The 19,937-nt window shown below is 54.4% G+C and carries 13 protein-coding genes; 6 read left to right on the top strand and 7 right to left on the bottom strand.

The genetic code is table 11. The features are described 5' to 3' along the window. The first annotated feature begins 13 nt into the window (after positions 1–13). From Pla22_RS14060 to Pla22_RS14045, 4 genes are all read left to right on the top strand, one after another. Positions 14–1,780 carry an ArnT family glycosyltransferase gene (locus tag Pla22_RS14060; protein ID WP_390620268.1) on the top strand — a complete coding sequence of 589 codons (1,767 nt, stop codon included), beginning with the start codon at positions 14–16 and terminating at the stop codon, positions 1,778–1,780. A gap of 82 nt (positions 1,781–1,862) precedes the next feature. Further along, on the top strand, positions 1,863–2,807 hold the full coding sequence (locus tag Pla22_RS14055; RefSeq protein WP_146515486.1) for a DUF1207 domain-containing protein: 945 nt from the start codon (positions 1,863–1,865) through the stop codon (positions 2,805–2,807). Positions 2,808–3,173: 366 nt separating this feature from the next. After that, the gene (locus tag Pla22_RS14050) at positions 3,174–4,460 is read left to right on the top strand and encodes an alpha/beta hydrolase (RefSeq protein ID WP_207310386.1); all 1,287 of its coding nucleotides are present in this window, start codon (positions 3,174–3,176) and stop codon (positions 4,458–4,460) included. A 41-nt stretch (positions 4,461–4,501) separates the two neighbouring features. After that, positions 4,502–5,350 (top strand): alpha/beta hydrolase family esterase, encoded by an 849-nt coding sequence (locus tag Pla22_RS14045; RefSeq protein WP_146515485.1) that lies wholly within the window; start codon positions 4,502–4,504, stop codon positions 5,348–5,350. Positions 5,351–5,464: 114 nt separating this feature from the next. Here the strand turns inward: Pla22_RS14045 and Pla22_RS14040 are convergent, their stop codons facing one another. From Pla22_RS14040 to Pla22_RS14020, 5 genes are all read right to left on the bottom strand, one after another. Beyond that, positions 5,465–6,832 carry a hemolysin family protein gene (locus tag Pla22_RS14040; protein WP_165440669.1) on the bottom strand — a complete coding sequence of 456 codons (1,368 nt, stop codon included), beginning with the start codon at positions 6,830–6,832 and terminating at the stop codon, positions 5,465–5,467. 200 nt (positions 6,833–7,032) lie between these two features. Next, positions 7,033–10,623 (bottom strand): mechanosensitive ion channel domain-containing protein, encoded by a 3,591-nt coding sequence (locus Pla22_RS14035; protein ID WP_146515483.1) that lies wholly within the window; start codon positions 10,621–10,623, stop codon positions 7,033–7,035. Positions 10,624–10,828: 205 nt separating this feature from the next. After that, the gene (locus Pla22_RS14030; RefSeq protein WP_146515482.1) at positions 10,829–11,983 is read right to left on the bottom strand and encodes a sialidase family protein; all 1,155 of its coding nucleotides are present in this window, start codon (positions 11,981–11,983) and stop codon (positions 10,829–10,831) included. Between the two features lie 410 nt (positions 11,984–12,393). Beyond that, positions 12,394–13,992: an ATP-binding response regulator gene (locus Pla22_RS14025; RefSeq protein WP_146515481.1), complete on the bottom strand. Its 1,599-nt coding sequence runs from the start codon at positions 13,990–13,992 to the stop codon at positions 12,394–12,396. After that, entirely contained in the window at positions 13,989–14,921 is a 933-nt protein-coding gene (locus tag Pla22_RS14020; protein ID WP_165440668.1) for a response regulator, read from the bottom strand. Before Pla22_RS14020 ends, Pla22_RS14025 begins: the two co-directional genes overlap by 4 nt. A 61-nt stretch (positions 14,922–14,982) precedes the next feature. On the opposite strand from Pla22_RS14020, the gene Pla22_RS25245 reads away from it, so the two are divergent. Further along, complete coding sequence (locus Pla22_RS25245) at positions 14,983–15,132, top strand: hypothetical protein (protein ID WP_165440667.1); 150 nt, start codon at positions 14,983–14,985, stop codon at positions 15,130–15,132. Positions 15,133–15,373: 241 nt separating this feature from the next. Here the strand turns inward: Pla22_RS25245 and Pla22_RS14015 are convergent, their stop codons facing one another. Both Pla22_RS14015 and Pla22_RS14010 read right to left on the bottom strand, forming a co-directional pair. Continuing rightward, positions 15,374–15,808, bottom strand: a complete 435-nt coding sequence (locus Pla22_RS14015; RefSeq protein ID WP_146515479.1) for a response regulator — start codon at positions 15,806–15,808, stop codon at positions 15,374–15,376. After that, entirely contained in the window at positions 15,808–17,019 is a 1,212-nt protein-coding gene (locus tag Pla22_RS14010; RefSeq protein ID WP_146515478.1) for a sensor histidine kinase, read from the bottom strand. The genes Pla22_RS14015 and Pla22_RS14010 overlap by 1 nt, the downstream gene beginning before the upstream one ends. Before the next feature lie 461 nt (positions 17,020–17,480). Between Pla22_RS14010 and Pla22_RS14005 the strand changes: the two genes are divergently transcribed. Continuing rightward, complete coding sequence (locus Pla22_RS14005; protein WP_165440666.1) at positions 17,481–19,883, top strand: CehA/McbA family metallohydrolase; 2,403 nt, start codon at positions 17,481–17,483, stop codon at positions 19,881–19,883. Positions 19,884–19,937 lie beyond the last annotated feature (54 nt).

Here is a 19,937-nt window from a genome sequence, read left to right as displayed (position 1 = left end):
AGAGAACCAGCACGTGATATCGTCCTCGACATACCAACTTCGTTATTGGTGGAACACGATTGCATTTCCAACATCAAGGTACGAAGCGATTTCTGCCAATGATTGCTGGAGCCGACGACAAGAACGCTTCGCCTTTGTGTCACTCTTCATTGCGTCAAGCTTGGTGATGCTGCCGAATTTGTCGTATCCGCTGATGGACCCGGATGAAACTCGGTACGCTCAAATCGCTTTGGAGATGGTTCAATCACGCGATTGGATCACTCCTACGCTTCAAGGCGACGCGTATCTCGACAAACCGCCGCTGATGTATTGGCTTACCGCGGCAAGCTTTAACCTATGGGGCCAAAGCGAAACCGCAGCGCGTTTGCCATCGGTAATCGCAGCTTTGACGACGGTCATGCTGACGTTCGTGCTTGGCCGAAGGCTGGTCGGCAGTCGTGCCGCGTGGCTTGGATCCTGTGCGCTAATTTTGTGCGGTGGCTTTGTGTTGGCCGGACGATTCCTGATCCTTGATTCAATGCTCAGCCTTTTTGTGCTTACTTGCTTACTGACCGGGTACATCGCCGTTCGAGAATCTAATCACCGGTGGGCATGGTGGATTGCGTCGGGTGTCGCTTGCGCCCTTGGTGTATTGACGAAGGGCCCGGTTGCCTTGGTTCTATGCGCTCCTCCGCTGGTCATGAGCGGATGGCTGCGCAACGATCAAACTCGGGTGCGTCTATTCCATTGGGCTGCCTTTGCCGTCCCGATGGCATTGGTATGCGTTCCTTGGTACGTCGCAGTGTGGAAGCTTAACAGCAACTTCGGCGACTATTTCTTTTTGGAACATAACCTCAAACGGTTCACCGAGGGATCGAACCACGAACAGCCCTTCTGGTTCTACTTGCCTGTTCTATTTGCGGGGATGTTTCCTGCTTCGCTGTTGCTGCCTTCGCTCGCCGTATTCCTGGTTAGCCGTTCTGATCGGAAGCGATTGCTGCGATCACAAGACTTGGGATTCGTGTTTTGCAGCAGCGTTTGGATCTTATTCTTCTTTTCAATCGCCCGGTGCAAACTGCCCACGTACATCCTGCCTGCCATTCCGCTGATTTGTCTGTTGTTAGGCAGCATGCTGCACCACACCGTATTCAATTCAAAATTGCAAAACCGGATTACGGAGTTTCTCAAACCGTTTCCCAAACGATCCAACTTAATTCTTGTGGTGGCTTGCTTGATCATCTTAGGCGTCGATTTTTGGCTGACCAATCAAGGGCTGTCGGGTCGTGTTTCCGGGGTCAGTATGGCGGTTCTGCTTGTTTGCATAGTCGTTGTTCTTACCACCGTCGCAAGATGGAAACGAAGCGATTGCGAGACGCATCGAAGCTGGGCGATGACAGCATTGATTGCGGTGGCGTTACTAGCCTTCTCGGCAAGTTGGTTCTTACCCAGGTTAGCAACTCGCCTTTCCGTCTATGCTCACACCGAAAAGATTATCGAACAGTCGCCGGGAACGCCGATTGTCTTTTACGGTGAACGACCGCACGCTGCGTCGCTGCGAATGTCATCGGATGGCGTCGTGTATTTTCCGCTTGAAAGGGACGCCGATTTTGCGTATTTCGTGAAGTCCCACGGTCAAGTCCTTGTGATCATGCACCGAAGCCAAGTCGCCGAGACTTCCTGTATGATCCAAGCCACTCACCAACTCAGTTCCACGGGCACTCATCGCCATCTTTTCTGGGCCAAGCCGTTGCCTTACGTGGCCAAACAAACCGCGGGCACAGACTCGGCGGAGATTCGCTAGAGTGCAGGTGTTGTTAAGATTCATCGCTATCCTAGTGGTCCTGTGCGCGGCACGGGTGTCGGCGGTCGCACAGTTTGACGTGATGTCGCCGCCAACTCTAAACACGGCAGCCACGGATGACCTCGACGATTTTGCTTCGTCCGATCTCGCCGCTACGCCTATCAACGCGTCCCACTTTGTCGACGCTTCCGATTTCGAACCACAAGTTCTCGGGCCGGTGGTTGGAAACGGGTCGGTGGTTGGGAACACGAACGGTAACCGCGAGGTTTGGGATTGGCATTTGCTACCCGATGGCTTGCTTTGGCATTCCTACCTGGCCGACCCTCACGAACCTCGCATGTCGTTGATGGTGTTTCGCGACCAACGTGGTGGTGAGTACTGGGACGCTACCTTGGGTGGACGCATGGGACTTCTTCGATATGGCACCGGTGAAGCCAAACGCCCCACTGGCTGGCAGTGGGATTTGGAAGGTGCGGTGATGACTCGATTGGACCGAAAGAACTCGCAAGATGTTGAGTCGATGGACTTCCGATTCGGAACCGAAATGACCGCCGCCGAGGGTCCTTGGGCTATGAAAGTCGGATACTTCCATGTCAGCTCGCACGTCGGTGACGAGTACGTCGAACGCAATCCCACGTTTCAGCGGATCAACTACGTCACCGAGTCATGGATCATCGGCAGCAGCTATCGCCCCGTGGATTCAATGCGTCTGTACGCGGAATTTGCTGACGCGTTCATTCAATCCGGCGGAGCGAAACGATATCAGGTTCAAACCGGATACGAGTACACTCCGCTTGCAAAAGTGGCCAGGCGCGGCGCACCATTCGCCGCCGTCCACCTCAATTTGCGTGAGGCCGTCGACTACGAGGCATCCACAACCATGCAAGTAGGCTGGGCGTTCCACGGGCCCGATTCAGGTCGCCGGCTTCGTTTCGGAGGCCAGTTCGGCGACGGTCCCACCAGCCAGTACGAATTTTTCACCCGCCGAGAGCAATACGTTGGCCTGGGTGTCTGGCTGGACTTCTAAGCACCGTCTTGAAGGAAGCCTTCCGAGATCTCCGCTCTGGTATCTCTGCTCTGGTATCTCTGCTTCGTTATCTTTGCTCTGTAATCTTTGCTCCGATATGGAAACCGGCTTGGTTGCGACTTGATGCGCAATTTTAAAAGTTGCGTTTGAGCGTAACTTTTGGCTCTCTTTTGGGTTCCATCATCAGTAACCTATGGAGCTTCTTCCCGCGGACCAACGATTGAGTCGTGCCGATTTCACTTCGGCTCTGACATTGCTTGATCTCGGTAACCGGTTGGCGTGGAAAGCTCATCACTTCGGAATGTCAGCGAGACTGCTTTTATGCTTTTTAACCAAGCCACCCAAACGCTCCGCTTCCTAACGCTTATGAGTTCGCTGTTTTGCGTGACTTTGGTAATGGCCCAGGACGCCGACAACACAGACGTCACCGATAACAACGAAACCATGCGGGATGCGACCGCACGGCCACGACGGCCTTTGAACAATCGTGCCCATCGCAATATGGACGCCACCAAGGCGTACCGAGACCTTGCTTACACCGCCGATGCGCACCCGCGTCAAACGCTTGATCTGTTTGTGCCCGAACAATCCGACGGACCAGTGCCGTTAATCATTTGGGTACATGGAGGTGGATGGGCTGCGGGCAGCAAAGACAGTTGCCCGCCGCTGCGATCTGGATACACGCAACGGGGATACGCGGTGGCGAGCATTGGCTATCGTTTGAGTGGTGATGCTGTTTTCCCCGCACAAATCGAAGACTGCAAAGCTGCCGTCCGTTGGTTGCGTGCTCACAGCAAACAGTACAACCTCGACTCGGAACACTTCGCTGCTTGGGGCAGTTCCGCTGGCGGGCACCTGGTCGCGTTGCTGGGGACAAGCGGACACGAAACGTCGTTTGACGTCGGAGACCACCTCGATCAATCCAGCCGCGTGCAAGCGGTATGCGACTACTATGGACCGACCGATCTTTTGCAGATGGACTCGCACGCCATCCCCAGCGCCGTTCTCAAGCACAACTCACCGAGATCCCCGGAATCGCGATTGATTGGTGGCCCCATCCTAGAAAATAAAGACAAGGCCGCTCGCGTTAACCCAATTCCCTATATCACCAAAGATGCGCCGCCATTCTTGATCGTGCATGGTGATCAAGACCCAACGGTAGCACACCATCAAAGCCAACTTCTCTACAACGCATTGAAAGAAGCGGGCGTTCGCGTTCGTTTTCATACGCTCGAGGGCGCTGGGCACGGCAACGGTTTCGGCGGCCCAGAACTCGACGCCATGGTTCAAGGATTCTTTGATCAACATCTCAAAGGAAAATCCCCCAGTGATGATCAACTAATCGCCATTGCAACCAGCAGTCCAGCGGTAAATCGCAATCCGAACGCCAAACCATCGGCGCTAGTACCGCAGACACGTCGGCCACTCGCAGAACAACGCTCAGATCAGCGACGCGGTATACCCTGGCAGGTGATCGAGCGGCGGGAAGATTCCAATTCCGACGGACGAGTTTCGCGATCGGAGTTCAAGGGTCCGCCGATTCTATTCAACCGACTCGATCGCAACGGTGACGGTAACCTGACTCAGGAAGACTTTGCCGACGACGCTGGCGAACGAGACGACGCCAAAACATCTGAAGCCGTGCCCAACTGAAGCTGCCCTCAACTAAAGCCGTACCATTGAAGAGGTTCCCGATGATTCACTACCGCTGGCTCGTTGTCGCCCTTGCCTTATCAACTACGTCGTTGGTGGAAGCGCAGACACAGTCCCCCACGGCTGAACAAGAGCCACAAGCCACAAAGCGTGAATCACAACAACGCACTTGGCAAATCGACGGAGTGTCGCGGCAGGCCATCATCGTATCACCTGCATCGGCAAAAACAGATCCAACCCCCTTGGTCTTTGTCTTTCATGGACATGGTGGCAATAAGAACCAAGTCCTTCGTTCGTACGCGATTGACAAGCAATGGCCCGAGGCGATTGTGGTTAGTCCTCAAGGCCTCAACACACCGGGCGTGCTGACGGACCCCAATGGAAAACGACCAGGCTGGCAAAGTTCGCCTGGAGCCCAAGGAGACCGCGACCTGAAATTTTTTGACGCGATGCTGGAGAGCATTCTCGAAGATTACAAGGTCGACCAACAGCGAATCTATGCGACCGGCCATTCCAATGGCGCATCGTTCACGTACCTGCTATGGGCTGTTCGGGGCGATACCTTTGCTGCGGTCGCGCCGAGTTCGGGAGCAATTCGACCAGACATTCGCAAACGGCTCAGCCCCAAACCTGCCATGATCATCGCGGGGGAAAGCGATCCGTTGGTAAAGTTTGCGTGGCAATCGGCTTCCATCGAATTTGTCAAGCAACTCAACCAGTGCAGCAAACAACCGAAAACGCAGGGGAAAGTCACCCAGTATTCGTCTCACATCAACGCGCCACTTTATGCCTACGTTCATTCCGGTGGGCATAGGTTTGAAAAGGACGCGGTGCCGTCCATGGTCGAGTTCTTTCAAGACCAATCCAAGCCTACGCCAATCGAAAAATAGCAGCTTGGTGCAGGCTGGCGAACGCGTTTTGGCTTAGCGAGGCCACATCCTGGCCGAGGCATCTAGGACAGCCGATCGCCGTTCGAACAGAGCCAATTGTCACCAAACGGTTGACTAAGCGAGAGTCTTGTCGATCTTGAATCGCACTAAGGTCGCGCTCTCGTGCTTCATTTCGAGCACTTCGGCGATGGCCCCTTCCAGCTCGATCACGTCGCCCTGACTAAGCAGACTTTGCCGAAACTCGGTAAGCAGTCCACTGATGGTGTCCGCGTCTTCGGATTCCTGTAAAGGGACTCCCATTCGCTGACGAGCTTCATCGAGCGGCGTCGTGCCCACGACCAAGAATTGGCCAGCTTCTTCGGGCACGATGTTGGGTTCGGCCGTGTCAAACTCGTCATCCACTTCACCCACAATTCGCTCAAGGACGTTTTCGAGTGTGACCATGCCCGTGATGGTTCCATATTCATCAATGACGAACGCCATTAATTGATGCGTCGCTTGGAAATGACGAAGCACACGACTGATCGGCATGGTTTCGGGAACCTTGCGAGGCGGCCGCATGATGGTGCGAACATCAAACGCCTGATCATCCTGGGAAACGTTCAGCAAGTCTTTGATGTGAACGACACCTAGAACTTTGTCGAGCGAGCGATCGCATACCGGATACCGAGTGTGCATGGTTCGGCGAACCAGATCGCGAAAGACCGACAACGGTTCGTTGACGTCAAAGAAATCGACCTCACCACGCGGCAACATGACGCGACGTACGATCATGTCGTCGAATTCGAACACGTTGTTGATCAACGAATGCTCATTGCGTGACAAGTTGCCGTGTATGTGGGCCTCTCGCAGCAACGCTCGAATCTCTTCTTCGGTATTCACGCCTTCGTGCTCAGCAGCTTCGTGAATTCCAACCAATCGCAACAAGTACGACGTCACGACATTCAACACCGTCAAGAACGGATAGAGCAGCACGTAAAAGAACTTCAACGGCAATGCGCACCAAAGCAAGATCTTTTCCGGACGACGAATGGCGAAGATTTTGGGAAACTGTTCACCCACCACCAAGTGCAAACCCGTGATCGCAGTAAACGCAGTGACGAAGCCCAATGCGTGAATCACCTTGGGATCCACGATGCCAAACCAGCTCAGGACCGGCTCGACCAACTTTGCGAACGCGGGTTCCCCCACCCAACCCAGAGCCAGGGACGCCATCGTGATTCCAAGTTGACACGCCGAAAGAGACTCATCGAGTCGCTTAGCAAGCCATTTCGCCGTTCCCGCAAACGCTTTTCCATCGCGGGCAAGCTGCTCAATTCGCGAGATGCGAACCTTCACCAAGGAAAACTCTGCCGCGACAAAGAAGCCGTTGAGCAGGATTAAGAAGATAGCTAGCCCGAGAAATGTCAGCGTCTGCTCCATGGAACCCTCGCTGGCTAGGTATTCGGGCACTTCGGTCGCAGCGAGGAGGAGTAAACTCAAAACCATCTAGAATGTCCAGGAAGATCGATCTCGAGAGAGGGCGGCTGTATTAGTTCGCCTGCTGTCCCGAAACGGAGATCCTAACCCGCATTGGCGAGCGACGCGACGGGACTCCCTCGCAGTCTTGAGCCCAGCACCAAAACATGATGTTTGAGGACCCAATCACTCGCCACGGTCGTTCTCTGTACCAGCCGGACCTACTAGGCGGCTTCACGACGCTGATCGCGAGTTCCCGACTCGTCCGCCAACGTCGACTCGTCCGCCAAGCTCGACTTATTCGCCTCGCCCGATTCCGTATCGGCTTGCAACAGCACGGCTGCGTCCTTCGCCATCGTCCGAATGTGCAAGTCGCGTTGAGGAAAGGCGATCTCAAGACCGGCTTTTCGAAAGGCTTGGTCAATCGATGTGTGCAGTTCCGTGATGACCTGCAGGCGGTTGTCCAAGGTAGGAAGAAATGCCCGAAGCCGCAGATTCAGCGCATTGTCGCCGAATCCTTCGAAGGACGCGAACGCAGCCGGATCCTTCAAAACCATAGGATGATCGTTGGCCGCTTGCAACATGAGCGATCGAGCCAACTCAGTGTCAGCACCGTAAGCAAGACCAACCTCGATCAACACGCGATTTACCTTGTCCGACAATGTCCAGTTCAGCAATCGACCGGTGATGAATTCCTTGTTGGGCACGACGTACTCTTTGCGGTCCCAGTTGGTGATCGACGTCGCGCGAATGCGAATTCGTGATACCACACCGGTCACGTCGTCCACGGTCACAATGTCTCCCACACGAATCGGCCGTTCAAGCAAGATGATCAATCCAGCAACAAAGTTGGCGAACATCTCTTGAAGTCCGAACGCCAACCCAAACGTTAACGCTGTCGCGAGCCATTGAATTTGCGACCATTGCAAACCGATCGTCGAGCAGGCGGCAATCGTTCCGACCATCACAATCGCATAGCTGACCAACGTTGTGATTGCGTACCGAACCGAGGCGTCCAACGGCAACTGCTGCAGCACAGAAATCTCGAGCAGACCAGGTCCGTTGCGAAACAGCACAGTCGTCACCACGACAATCAAGATCGCAAGTGCGAGGTCGGCGATCGTTACGGAATCCTCGCTATCATCATCGAGGACAGTATTCGTTGCCCCCGCACTCGTCGAACCCGCACTCGCTGAACCAGTAGTTGTGGTGGGCATCATCGGCATGGCTGCTTGCGAAGACGACGCAACCTTCGTCGACTTGCCCCACAGCGAGTAGTTGCCCACCATGCTCAGCGCGGGCAATACCTGAATCCAGATCATCCACATTCCGACGACCGCGACCGCCATCATGCCGGACCCAACGAGTCGACGTGATTGCTGGCTGTGAGCTGAAATGTCGGCCTGTTTGTCTTCAGTCACGATTCCCGCTACCGCTTGAGACTCACCAGCAGGATTACTTGACGCGGGGTTTAGCGATCCTTGCGAGGCTAGTTTTGCAGCAGCAGCACGCTGACGTGCTTGTTCCATGCTGAGGTGACGACGTCGGAGCAGCAACATCCGAAAGAACACCGACCGCAGCACTACCAACGTGGTCACAAATACGAAGGTCGCGAACAGTCGCCAAAACAGTGTTTGCGCGGTGTAGAAATAACCCGCCGCAGCCAACGCGGCCAACGACCCCGGCACGCATACACCGACGACGGGATACAGATACTTCAGCTTTTCGATCATGCCGTTTTGGTTGGACACGAAGTAGTCGCGAAGCACGCCACGAGGACGTAGCAACCGAAATACGGTGATGCACACCACCAGCATCCCCAGAACGAATGCGATGCGTTGAATGTCGCTGCGTTCGTGCACACCATCGCTCGAAGCCAACGTCGCCGTGACAAAACACACTGGCAGTGCCACGTAGGTGCTCAAACGCAACTCGCGTCGAAACGCGCTGGTGGCCGAGGGTGACCAGTCAAAATGGGCTTCACCTAAACCTTTGCTGCGACAGGCTTGTCGGATCCATTCGGCGGCAGCCCACAGAACGCCCAGCGTCAAGAACCCGTGACCAATCGCCAAGGTAAATTCAGAGTTGTCAGCGCTCTGCTGCAACCGCCAACCCAGAAAGACACAAAGCGTCGGCAAGCCTAACGAAACGATGCTGGTCAAGAAAATGACCCGAATGGTTGGCCCGATCGACCGACAATTCGACTTCTTCGCCACCAAACCCAAGTCAACGATCAACCGACGCAACGCCTTTCCGCGAGCGACCAGCAAGCCAATGATGGCTAGAAAAACCGTGTAGATGATTGGGTGCGATTTCGCATCGTTCAATAACCGACGACCCGAGTCGGCCCAGCGATTGGATTGGATCAACCAACGGTCCGAAGCTTCCAAATGAATGCCTTCGGTGATCGGTAGCCCGCTGCGAATCCAAAGCACTCGTTGGTCAATGTACGTTTCGTATTCGGCTTCCAAGTTGATGACTTGCCGATCAACCATATCGAGTTCAATTAGCTTGTCGAAGTACTTCCCCGTGTTTCGAACAAGGTCGTCAAGGTACTCGCGTTTACGCACCATCAACTCGCGAGCGGCGGATTCAAGAAAGGCAACATCGTGACGCGAATCCTTCGCTGCGGCCGTCAAGATGGTCGAAATCGTACCGTCAAGCAACGAAAGCTCTTGGTGCTGCTCTTCATATTCGAAGAGTTTGAATTGCGTATCGTTAATCAGTGCTTGCCGATTCGCCACCGATCGACGTCGTTCGTTGACATCGGGAAGCGTCGTGATTTGTTTACGCAACAACGCACCGACTGAACTGGTCAGCCCCACTGAATCGACCTTCTTTCGTGTTTGCGCGAACTGCCGGATCAACCCGTCGTGCAACGCGGTAGCTGCCGTCAAATCTTGCTCGGCCTTCGCGATCGCCTCAGCGGTTCGCTTCGCCTGCTCGGCCAGCTCTTGGTTTTCTTCCGCATAGACTTTTAACGCGGGGGCCGCCGCAATTGCTTCGCGTCGAGCCATCCGAACGGATTCAGCCGCCGCAGCTTCTCGCTCGGCGTTGATACGTTCTTGCAGCAGCGCAATCAATTTCTCGTAATACACCGCGTTATGCGAAGCGACGTCGATTCGCGAACGCACTAGGTCGGCAGATTCCTCGGCATCGTAAAGCGTCAGCTCAGCTTCCAATGCCGGTTTTTCTTTTTCCAAGGTGATCCGACGCGACGCCAATCGCGCCGTCAGCGAATGATTCTGCGGCGAGGCTTCTGCGGTTGCTAGCGATCGAAGTTGCGTGGTGGCGTCGGCGATCTTCTCGTGGATGGCGCCCATCCGTTCGCGGATTTCTTTACGACGCGGCGATCGCGAGTGCAATTCGGCTTCCGCATCGGCGCGAGCTTTCTTGTAGGTCGAAAGCTGTAACTCAGCGGTGGGAAGAAGTTGTTCAAGTTCTTGCAACGTCAGCTTTGACTCTAAAGCAGGCTTCTTGTCCTTCAGGTCAGCTCGTTGACTCTTCAGCAACTCGACGCGTTCCGTGACCGTCGCGGCTTCGGCGCTTAACGCGTGCAAGCGAGCATCACTAGCAGCAGCCGATGTGAGGTTCTTAATGGCGGCTTTGTAATTGTCAGCCGCCTGCAGTTTCACGTCGACGGAGATTTCGTCGCTCTGTTCTAGCTCCGTTAATGCCCTTTCCAACTGTTCAATCGAAAGAGCCGGAACAGCCGAAACTTCAGCGCTGGTCCCCGCGGAATCGCTCGCGGAACTATGGGTAGGAATTATTAACCAATGAGCTAGCAGAAAAACCGCAGCGAACTGAATTGACAATCTGAAACGTGAAACTGACTTCAAACGCAATTTCGGCCTCCTGCCGATCGACGACTCTCAAACGCAACCAATCCGCTACGCATACTTGTCGCCACATTACATGGATCACGGCGGTGACGACAGTACGATTCTTGGTCGGCGTTGGACTCGTTTTCCGTTTGCGTTGCGATTCGCACTTCGCAAAATTAATCGCGACTGAACATGGCTACTTGGCGAGTAAGGCATCGAGCTCATCGAGTCGAAAACGAACGCTCACGACGGAATGCTTTTGCGGCCCAGGTTTGATCTTGATGTAGGTAGTTGCGACGATCGTTCCATCGTCAAGAAGTTCGACGCCGGGATAGCCGCAGTCCGACACGTTGTCGGCGTGGTTATGGAGCAGCTTGACGCGATACTGGCCGGGTTGGTTTTGCTTGATGTCGTCGTACGTACCCACCCAGGCAACGAAGTGACCTCTTGTCGGACTGCCCGGCGCCATGTCTCGGAACGCGATAACGAACCGTCCGTCCGTCGTTTGGATTCCCATGTGTCGGTCACCGGTGAGTCCCCACGCTGTCTCGCGGGGTTGGCTCCACGTTTCGCCTTCGTCTGGTGAAAACATCAATAGGCTTCGTCCAGCGCGAGAATTTTCGCGCATCAGACAACAAAGTTCGTTGCCATCGGGCGAACGAACTACCAATGGCTCGCAAGGGTCTTTGCCCGCAACCGAAGCAACCACCTCTGGCTCGGACCATGTGAACCCGCCATCACTCGTGATCGTTTGCCATACTTCCAGGGGTGATTTGTCTTGGCCGCTTGGACCCTTGTGATAAAGCCCCAGATAGCGACCATCACGTAACCGCACGATACTGCTGAACGCCATCACGCACTTGAACCCAATCGGTGAGACTTCTTCCCAGGTCTTACCGTTGTCGGCACTCATGATACGAGGCATGCCGGGGCCGTCACGGGTTCCCAACGCTGCCGAGAACACCCAAAGCCTTGGTTTTCCATCACCATCGATCAACCGGTAGATGCTTGGACAATTCTGATGCTTCGTGAAACCAGCCGGCAACCTGCTGTCGATCCGCGTCCATGTCATTCCGCCGTCGTCACTTCGAGCCATCGGACCGGCCGAACCACCATGGTTGATGCACCAAACGCAAAAGATGGTTTCGGTGCCCGGCAAACGAAGCGTCGTCGGATGGCCTTGATAAGTCTGCTCTGTTCCCTCGGCAACAATGGTTTGCCGATCTTGTTGGTCCGAGATATCAAGCAGATCAAGATTAGGAAGTTCGTTCGCGGTGGTTGTCGCTGCATTGGAAAGCGTTGCGAGCAGCACAAAGATCTGTAGCACGCGGATGCTGAAGAGTCGAAACATGGCGGGGATCATTAGGCGGGACTGAGGTGGGATCGCGTGGGGCAGGACCGAACCAGAACCAGAACTGAGCTAGAGCAAGGTACATGCCCACAGGAAGGTGGCCCCCGAGCGGGAGCACGGTCAACCTAGTATACGCCTCGGCGAGATCGGTTGGGGGCGATAGCACTGGCGTGACGACACCGTTGCGATGGCGTTCGCCCCCGCCGTGTTATGGCTAGCCAGCCGTGTCATGGCGAAACAGCCGTGTCATGGCGAAACAGCCGTGTCATGGCGAAGCAGCCGCGTCACGGCTAGGCAAGGAAGACAAGGCAGATGAATCGTCGATTTCGCCGAGCGATGCCAAAAGCCGCGAAAGGCGAATCCCCAATCGGCAAAACGGTTGAATCGTTTTGCCCTTTCAGTCGCCTCGACTATCCGGACACACAGGATGCCGTTTCCCGATCTCGGGCTTGCATCTCTTCAACATGCTTCAGCAGTGGACGAAAGGCGATGGGTTTGACCAAGTGCAAATCAAAACCGGCTTGCGCCGCGAGTTCACGATCCTGTTGACTACCCCAACCCGTCAAAGCGATGAGCTTGGTGGTCGAGTGCTGTCGCGATCGACGCAATTGGCGAGCCACCTCGTAGCCGTCCATTCCTGGCAAACCAATGTCCATGATGATTACGGCGGGATCAAACTCATGAGCCTTGCTAATCGCTTCCATTCCATCGTGAGCAAGTCGTACGTCGTAACCCGATGCTTCAAACAAATCGCCCAGAATCATCGAAGCGTCGTGGTTGTCATCAACCAATAGCAGCCTGCAGGTGGAAATAGGCGCCATCGAATCCGGCTCGATCGGTGCGTCACTTCCGAAATCTTGATACACCGAGAACGAATCAGACGTCGATTCGTCCAAGACTGGATACTCAAGCAACGGCAAGGTGACCGTAAAACAACTTCCCAAACCCGGTCCACGACTTTCAGCGGTGAGACTGCCCTGGTGAAGATCCACCAATCGTTTGGCGATGGTTAACCCTACCCCCAAACCGCCATACTCACGGGTACGACTAGCGTCGATCTGGACGAAGGGTTCAAAGATTCGCTCGCCGTGATCAGGTGAAAATCCAATGCCGGTGTCGATGATCGCAATCGTGGCAGTGTCTTCGTGCTTTTCCAACACCAACCGAATCCGCCCCGACTTGGGTGTGTATTTCGAAGCATTGCCAAGCAAGTTTGCGGTCAGTTGAGCCAAGCGGACTCGGTCGCCATCCACCCAAACGGGAGTGTCAGGAATGAGCGATTGGAATCGTTGCGACTTCTCGGCAAATGCACTCTCAACCATCTCGATGGCATCGTGAATGGATACACGAAGATCAATCTGCCCGACGACCAATTCGATGTGGCCGCGGCAAAACCGAGAAACTTCCAGCAAATCATCCGTGATGCGAATCAAGTGCTGGGTTTGGCGGCCCACAATTTCACGTACGCGACGCACGGTATCCGGTGACGTCTCGTTGCGTTCCAACAATGCCATGCTCGACCGGATCGGAGCCAACGGGTTTCGCAGTTCATGCGCAAGCAAGGCAAGAAATTCATCCTTGCGTTTGTCGGCCTCTTGCAGATCCGCCCCCAATCGAATGTTTTCGGAAGCTCGATTCACCGCAATTCGCCGTTGCCGTTCGGCTCGATCGAACAACAAGACTGCCACGCAGTTCACGATCATGTAGATCAACAACTGCACCAATTCCGGCACTCCGTCGATCAACAAACTGCTAGCCGGTGGCACGAAGAAATGCGCGGCCGCAAACGTGCCCAGGACAATCGCGAATACCGCTGGCCCGGAACCGGCGACCCACGCCGTCAATAAAACACTTAAATAGAACAGGCTGAAAGGACACTCTTCATTGAGCCAGGGCTGCAGCAGAGAGCGAAACCAAATCACAACCGCCGTGCTGATGACGGCGATCGAGTAGCGTCCAATGTTAAGTGTCCAATAATGAGTAACTCCATTGTTCAACGCCAGCGTCACTGCTTCACCTCCACACTGTCAGCCATCACACCGTCAGCCATCACACCGTCAGCCATCACACCGTCAGCCATCACACCCGAATCCACTCCGTGCGCATTCACCGCACCTTGGGCGACTAACGAAGGGGATTCGATCGACAAACAATCTTCACGGATGGCATCCACTAATTGTTGAACGTTGACCGGCTTGGCAAACCATCGGTCCCAACTGCGTCCAACAGGTTCGTCGGCAGGATTTCGATGCGACCCCGTGACGGCGTAGATCAACAAATCGCTAAGCGTTTCGTCCTGACGAAAACGTCTAAGGGCTTCGTGTCCGTTGGCGAACGGCATGTCGATATCCATCAAAACCACGTCCGGCAGCCCGCATCCACGTCGTAACTGTTCGAGAGCTTCAGCGCCATCGCGTGCGACATAGACGATGAAGCCGTGGGACGCCAACAGGAATGTCATCAGCCCGCGTTCGTTGTCGGAATTCTCGACGACCAAAACACGCAATTGACGCGCATTCTCGCTGACTTCATTGGCTGGGACAGGTGACGGCGTTGCGACTTCGTAGTCCTCGAGGTCGAGACAATTCACCAGAGTTTGAACCAATTTCTTGGCGTCCACATAATCGCCTCGTTCCAAACGCATTTGAACGGCGTCGATGTAAAGCTGAAGCGTGTTGAGCTGGTTGCGACGGTGGTGTTCGCGTTCATCGTGCGAACCTTTGTCGTTAGCGGTTGAAACGCTAGATGTGACAGTTCTTGCGGACGATTGCGGGGCAGGATCGGGCAAGTATTCGACTTCGTTTCGTTTGATCTTCACGTGACGGGGAGCTTCAATCCCCAACTTCACGATTCGACCTCGAACTTGCAAAACACTAAGCGTGATCCCCAATCCAGGGAATACAATTTGCTGCTGCGCGCGACGGGATAGAACCAGCATTAACAGAGATCCTCCTGAAAACATGCCAGTTGTTTGCAAACGCAAAAGAGAGAGTTGCGTCTTGAAACAAAAGATTCTTTGGACGCAAGAATTCGAGTCGCGTCCTGCCCTAGTCGTCGGCGGCGTCTTCATCGACATCGCGACAACGTTTCAAGCTAGCTCCGGCGTATTCGTCTACGCTTCCCTGCCTGAAACACCGTCGCAATTCTAGGCATGCTTCGGAATCTGGTCAATTCATCCTTGCGCGTATTCGTGGCCGACGATTGCTAGCACCACCGCGTGTATTGGCGTGCACCTAAGTCCGACTTCATCGTCCGCTTGAGGACGTGATCCTGAACGGGTTCCACTACGGTGACACGTCCCATTCTTCGGTGAGTCCAAGAACAACCAAGGTGAGTCCAAGAACAACTAAGCCTTTAAGAACAACCAAGACTTGCTTGGATTCACGGCCGCTAGATGTCGCGGGAACCTTTCGTTGAATTCCAAGCCTGGAACTTTCCAATGATGTCTTGCAGTTCTTCAAGCCGAATGGGCTTAGTCATGAACGCTTTAACGATGTCGTGACGTTCGACGGTTTGCCGATCATTGCCGAACGCCGAGGTGGTCAGCATGATGACGTACAAGTCGTTGACCCTATCGGGCAAACCCGCTTCGATCGCGTCAATGAACTCGATTCCCGACATCCGCGGAATGTTCAAGTCAACGATGATGATCTCTGGCAATTCATCGGGCTTATTCAGAAGCTTTTGCAGTGCATCGTCCGCGTATGGTTCTAGGTCAAGACGTCGAAACAAATGATTCCGAGACTCGATGCGTTGAAAGATCGCTCGATCGATCGGATCATCATCGATGACCAACACCGTCGGTTTCGCTGCGTTATCCGCCATCAAGCCGCCCGTTTCAGTTTGATCGTAAACCGCGTTCCGATGTTGGGAGTCGAGATAATCGAGATCGATCCGTCGTGCATGTCCACGATTCGCTTGCAGATCGACAATCCCAAACCGGTGCCCGGGTAGTCGCTTTGTGAGTGCAACCGCTCGAACATCTTAAAGATTCGATCGAAATGGCAATCCGGTATCCCAATGCCGTTGTCCACCACACTCACCTCGACATTCTCACCGGCCTCACGTACCCCCACCTTCACCGAAGGGCGTCTTCCCTTTTCACGAAACTTGATAGCGTTGTCGATCAGGTTTTGAAAGAGTGACTGCAGCAAGGGACGCGAACCAATAACCTCGGGAAGCGGTGACAATTCGATCTGCGCATTACTTTCTTGAATGATGCCTCGCAATGCAGAGATCGCGTCCTCGAAGATTTCGTTCAGGTTGACCGGAGACGAAACAAACTCGGTTGCCAGGACTTCGTGAAGCTCTGCGAGTCCCGTGATCTGCATCCCCATCCGCGATGTCGCTTGCATCCCCAGTTCCACAAGTTCCCGGTGATCGACCTCGTTGGATTCGTTGAATGCCTCTTGCAATTCAGACAACAGGTAGTGCAGCGAATTCACCGGTGCTTTCAAGTCGTGTGAAAGAGCTTGAGTGAAGGCAAGTTGCTCTGCGTTCAACGACTGTACCGTCAACAAACTCGAACGCAAACAAACCACGTCCGAAACGCATTCGGCAATTCGAGCCATTAGGCTGACGTCTTGGTCACTCCAGGCTCGCGGCTTAACGTCGATCGCGCACAACGCACCGATCGCTAACCCGTTGGAATCCACGATCGGATATCCCAGGTAAGCGACCACGCCAAGGTCACGTACAGCAAGGTTTTGAGCCACCAAGGGATCTTCGTGAGCGTTATCAACTCGCAACAGTTGGCTGCAACGCGTCACGTGCTGACAAAAGGAATGCGACAACGGAGTCTGGCGTGACGTCGCCCATGGCTCGGGAAGTCCTTGAGCACTCTTGAAGTATTGGCGGTTCTTGTCGATTTCTACGATCGAGATTAGCGCCACCGGTACGTCGATTACGTCACGAACCAGCAGAGTCAGCTTGTCAAACTCGGGCTCGGGAGGACTGTCGACCAATCGCAAGGTTTCAACATTGCATGGTCGCAAGGTCAACGAATGGCATGCGTCGCTGTGAGTGCTCGTCAACATCGTCGCGAATTCCCCAATTCCTTCGTGCCCTGAATAAGACGAAAATTCGCCACAATCGTTATCGGCGAGTACCGAGCTGGAATCCAATGTTTCGTCTCAAGACGAACGAGTCGCAAGCCAGCCACGCGTCATCAATTTGGTTCTCACGCTCCCCAAATCATGCAGACCTCTTATAGCCAGATCGCAAGTCGCAAGCATCTACTTAAGATTGCTAGCGCGATTGAATCAGGGTGCCAACTGACCTAACTACTCACTTGGCTGGTCCTGGCGTGACAAATTCCGGCGTGGCTTGATGAACACGCTGCGGATACAAACCATTACGATTGATAGAAACGGGGATACCCCTTGAACAGGGCATTATGAACAGGGCGCTGTGAACAGGGCGCTGTGAACAAGGCGTTTTGAACAGGGCACTGTGAAGCGTTGTCGCCCTGCCGAGTTCTCTAACCATCAAGCCAATCATGCGAAATATCGTTGCACTCTTGGGAACGTTGATCGCGTTGTCCGTCGGCCCGTCCGAGCCAAAACTATACGCCGATGATCTTTCCGTCGTACGTCAGGTTCCCACTCAACCGTTCGTCTCGGCGACCGAACGTTTGATCGAAGCTCTCGACTACTCGGGAACTCCCTTGGACGAAACCGTGGTCAACCAATTGCGTTCGGCGGGTAAACTCGAAAACAAAGCCATGGCATCGCAACGCATTCAAGAAATCCTTGACCCGCTGTGCTTAGTTGAAGTCCATATCAATCCCGAAAGCCGAGTGAAGGTGAAGTCCGGTCCCGTGGAACCTCGATTGCTGGAACAAGGATGGCGAGCGTTTCTGGTCAAGGTTCACAATGAAGCTGGCATCAACCCCGAAATGATGGTCGAGAGCCCGAATGCGGCTGAGGTCTACGAGAAGGGTCAAGGGGCACGCGAGAAGCCGCGTTCGGACGAGGATTTGGTGGACCCAAGCGACGTCCCCAATCGCTGGCTCGATCTTTCGATGCTTAACCGACAACCAATGACGCGTCGGCTTTCAGGTCTAAAGGTGGAATACCGCGTCGTACTTCTATTCGCCCGAGATGCCGGCAAGCACGAGGCTTCATTATCGTTCAACATCGGGCAAGGGACTCAAGACATTGGTTTCCGAAACGCTGTTCCGATCTTGTTTGATTGTGATCCTGCGGTCGACGTGCGTTTGAACATCAAGGACGTCGACGGCGAACCTTGCGTTGCGGCTCTGGAAATTCGCGACTCGCAAAACCGCGTATACCCCAACCCAGCCAAGCGGCTAGCACCTGACTTCTTTTTTCACAATCAAGTCTATCGTGGTGACGGGGAATCAATTTTGTTGCCGCCGGGTGACTACAAGGTGAAAGTCACTCGCGGTCCCGAATACGAACCCATCGAGATCCAGGTCGAAGTCCCGGAAGTAAAACGCCACTCGATCGACATACCATTAAAGCGTTGGATACACCTGGCGAAACAGAATTGGTTTTCCGGCGACCATCACGTCCACGCTGCGGGCTGCTCGCACTACGACAGCCCCACCGAAGGCGTCGGTCCGGCCGACATGATGCGACACATTCTGGGCGAAGACCTGAACGTGGGCTGTGTGCTCAGTTGGGGGCCGTGTTGGTACACCCAAAAGAACTTCTTTGAAGGTGACCTGTCGAAGCTTTCGACACCGACCAATCTGATGCGTTATGACGTCGAAGTCAGTGGCTTTCCGTCCTCTCACGCCGGTCACCTTTGCCTGCTGAAGTTGTCCGAAGATGATTACCCCGGTACCACCATGATCGAAGAGTGGCCTACATGGACTTATCCCGTTTTGAAGTGGGGCCAAGATCAAGGTGGTGTCGTCGGTTACAGCCATAGTGGCTGGGGGCTGGCGTTGCCCGACGTGATGCCCGATGGAACTCGCAAGTTCGTCGGAACCCCATGGGGCGGAGCCACCGAAGGATGGAAGGGCAGTCCCGCAAACTCGTTGCCGGATTACTCGATGCCATTGTTTGATGGGATCGGTGCGAACGAGTACATCGTCACTGGCGCGTTGGGTGTCTGTGATTTCATCTCCGCCGTGGATACGCCTTCGATATGGGAATTGAACATTTGGTATCACACTCTCAATTGTGGCATCACCACTCGAATCAGCGGCGAGACTGACTTCCCTTGCATTTATGGCGAACGAGTTGGACTCGGGCGAGTGTACGTGAAATTGGATGATGACAAGCGTCTCAATTACGAGGACTGGGTCAGCGGACTCAAGGACGGACGCAGCTACTGTGGTGACGGAATGAGTCACATCGTCGATTTCCGAATCAACGACTTTGAAATGGGCACAAGAGCAGCCCCCGGCAGGCAGGCCAGCCGATTGGACCTAGCCTCCCCCAGTTCCGTCACAGTCACCTTTGATGCTGCCGCTTTGTTACAGCCTGAGCCCAACGATGAAACTCGTCGCATCAAGGGACTTAGACTCGACGACAAACCGTATTGGAACATCGAACGATGTCGGATCGGTGAATCGCGCAAAGTACCGGTCGAAGTCGTGGTGAACGGCCAAGTCGTGTCGACGCAAGAAATGGAAGCCGATGGGAACATGCGATCGTTCGAAGTCCCCATTGAAATTGAATCGTCCTCTTGGGTGGCAGTCCGAATCCTTCCTTCGGTCCATACCAATCCGATATTTGTGCATGTAAACGACAAGCCAATTCACGCTGATTCCAAGAGTGCTCAATGGTGCATCGATGCCGTACGACAATGCTGGGAATCCAAACAAGCGATGATTCACGACGACGAACGCGACGCCGCTGAAGAGGCTTATCAAAAAGCAGAGGATTACTACCGTTCGGTCCTAGATACCATCACGCCCGGTCTCTAGCGTGGACTGTCGACACTCGTAGTGATCATTGCGTCAAGCAATCCGAAACCGCAA

The sequence above is a fragment of the Rubripirellula amarantea genome (assembly GCF_007859865.1).
In the GTDB taxonomy this organism is placed as follows: Bacteria; Planctomycetota; Planctomycetia; order Pirellulales; family Pirellulaceae; genus Rubripirellula; species Rubripirellula amarantea.
This window is presented reverse-complemented; position numbering and strand designations above follow the sequence as displayed.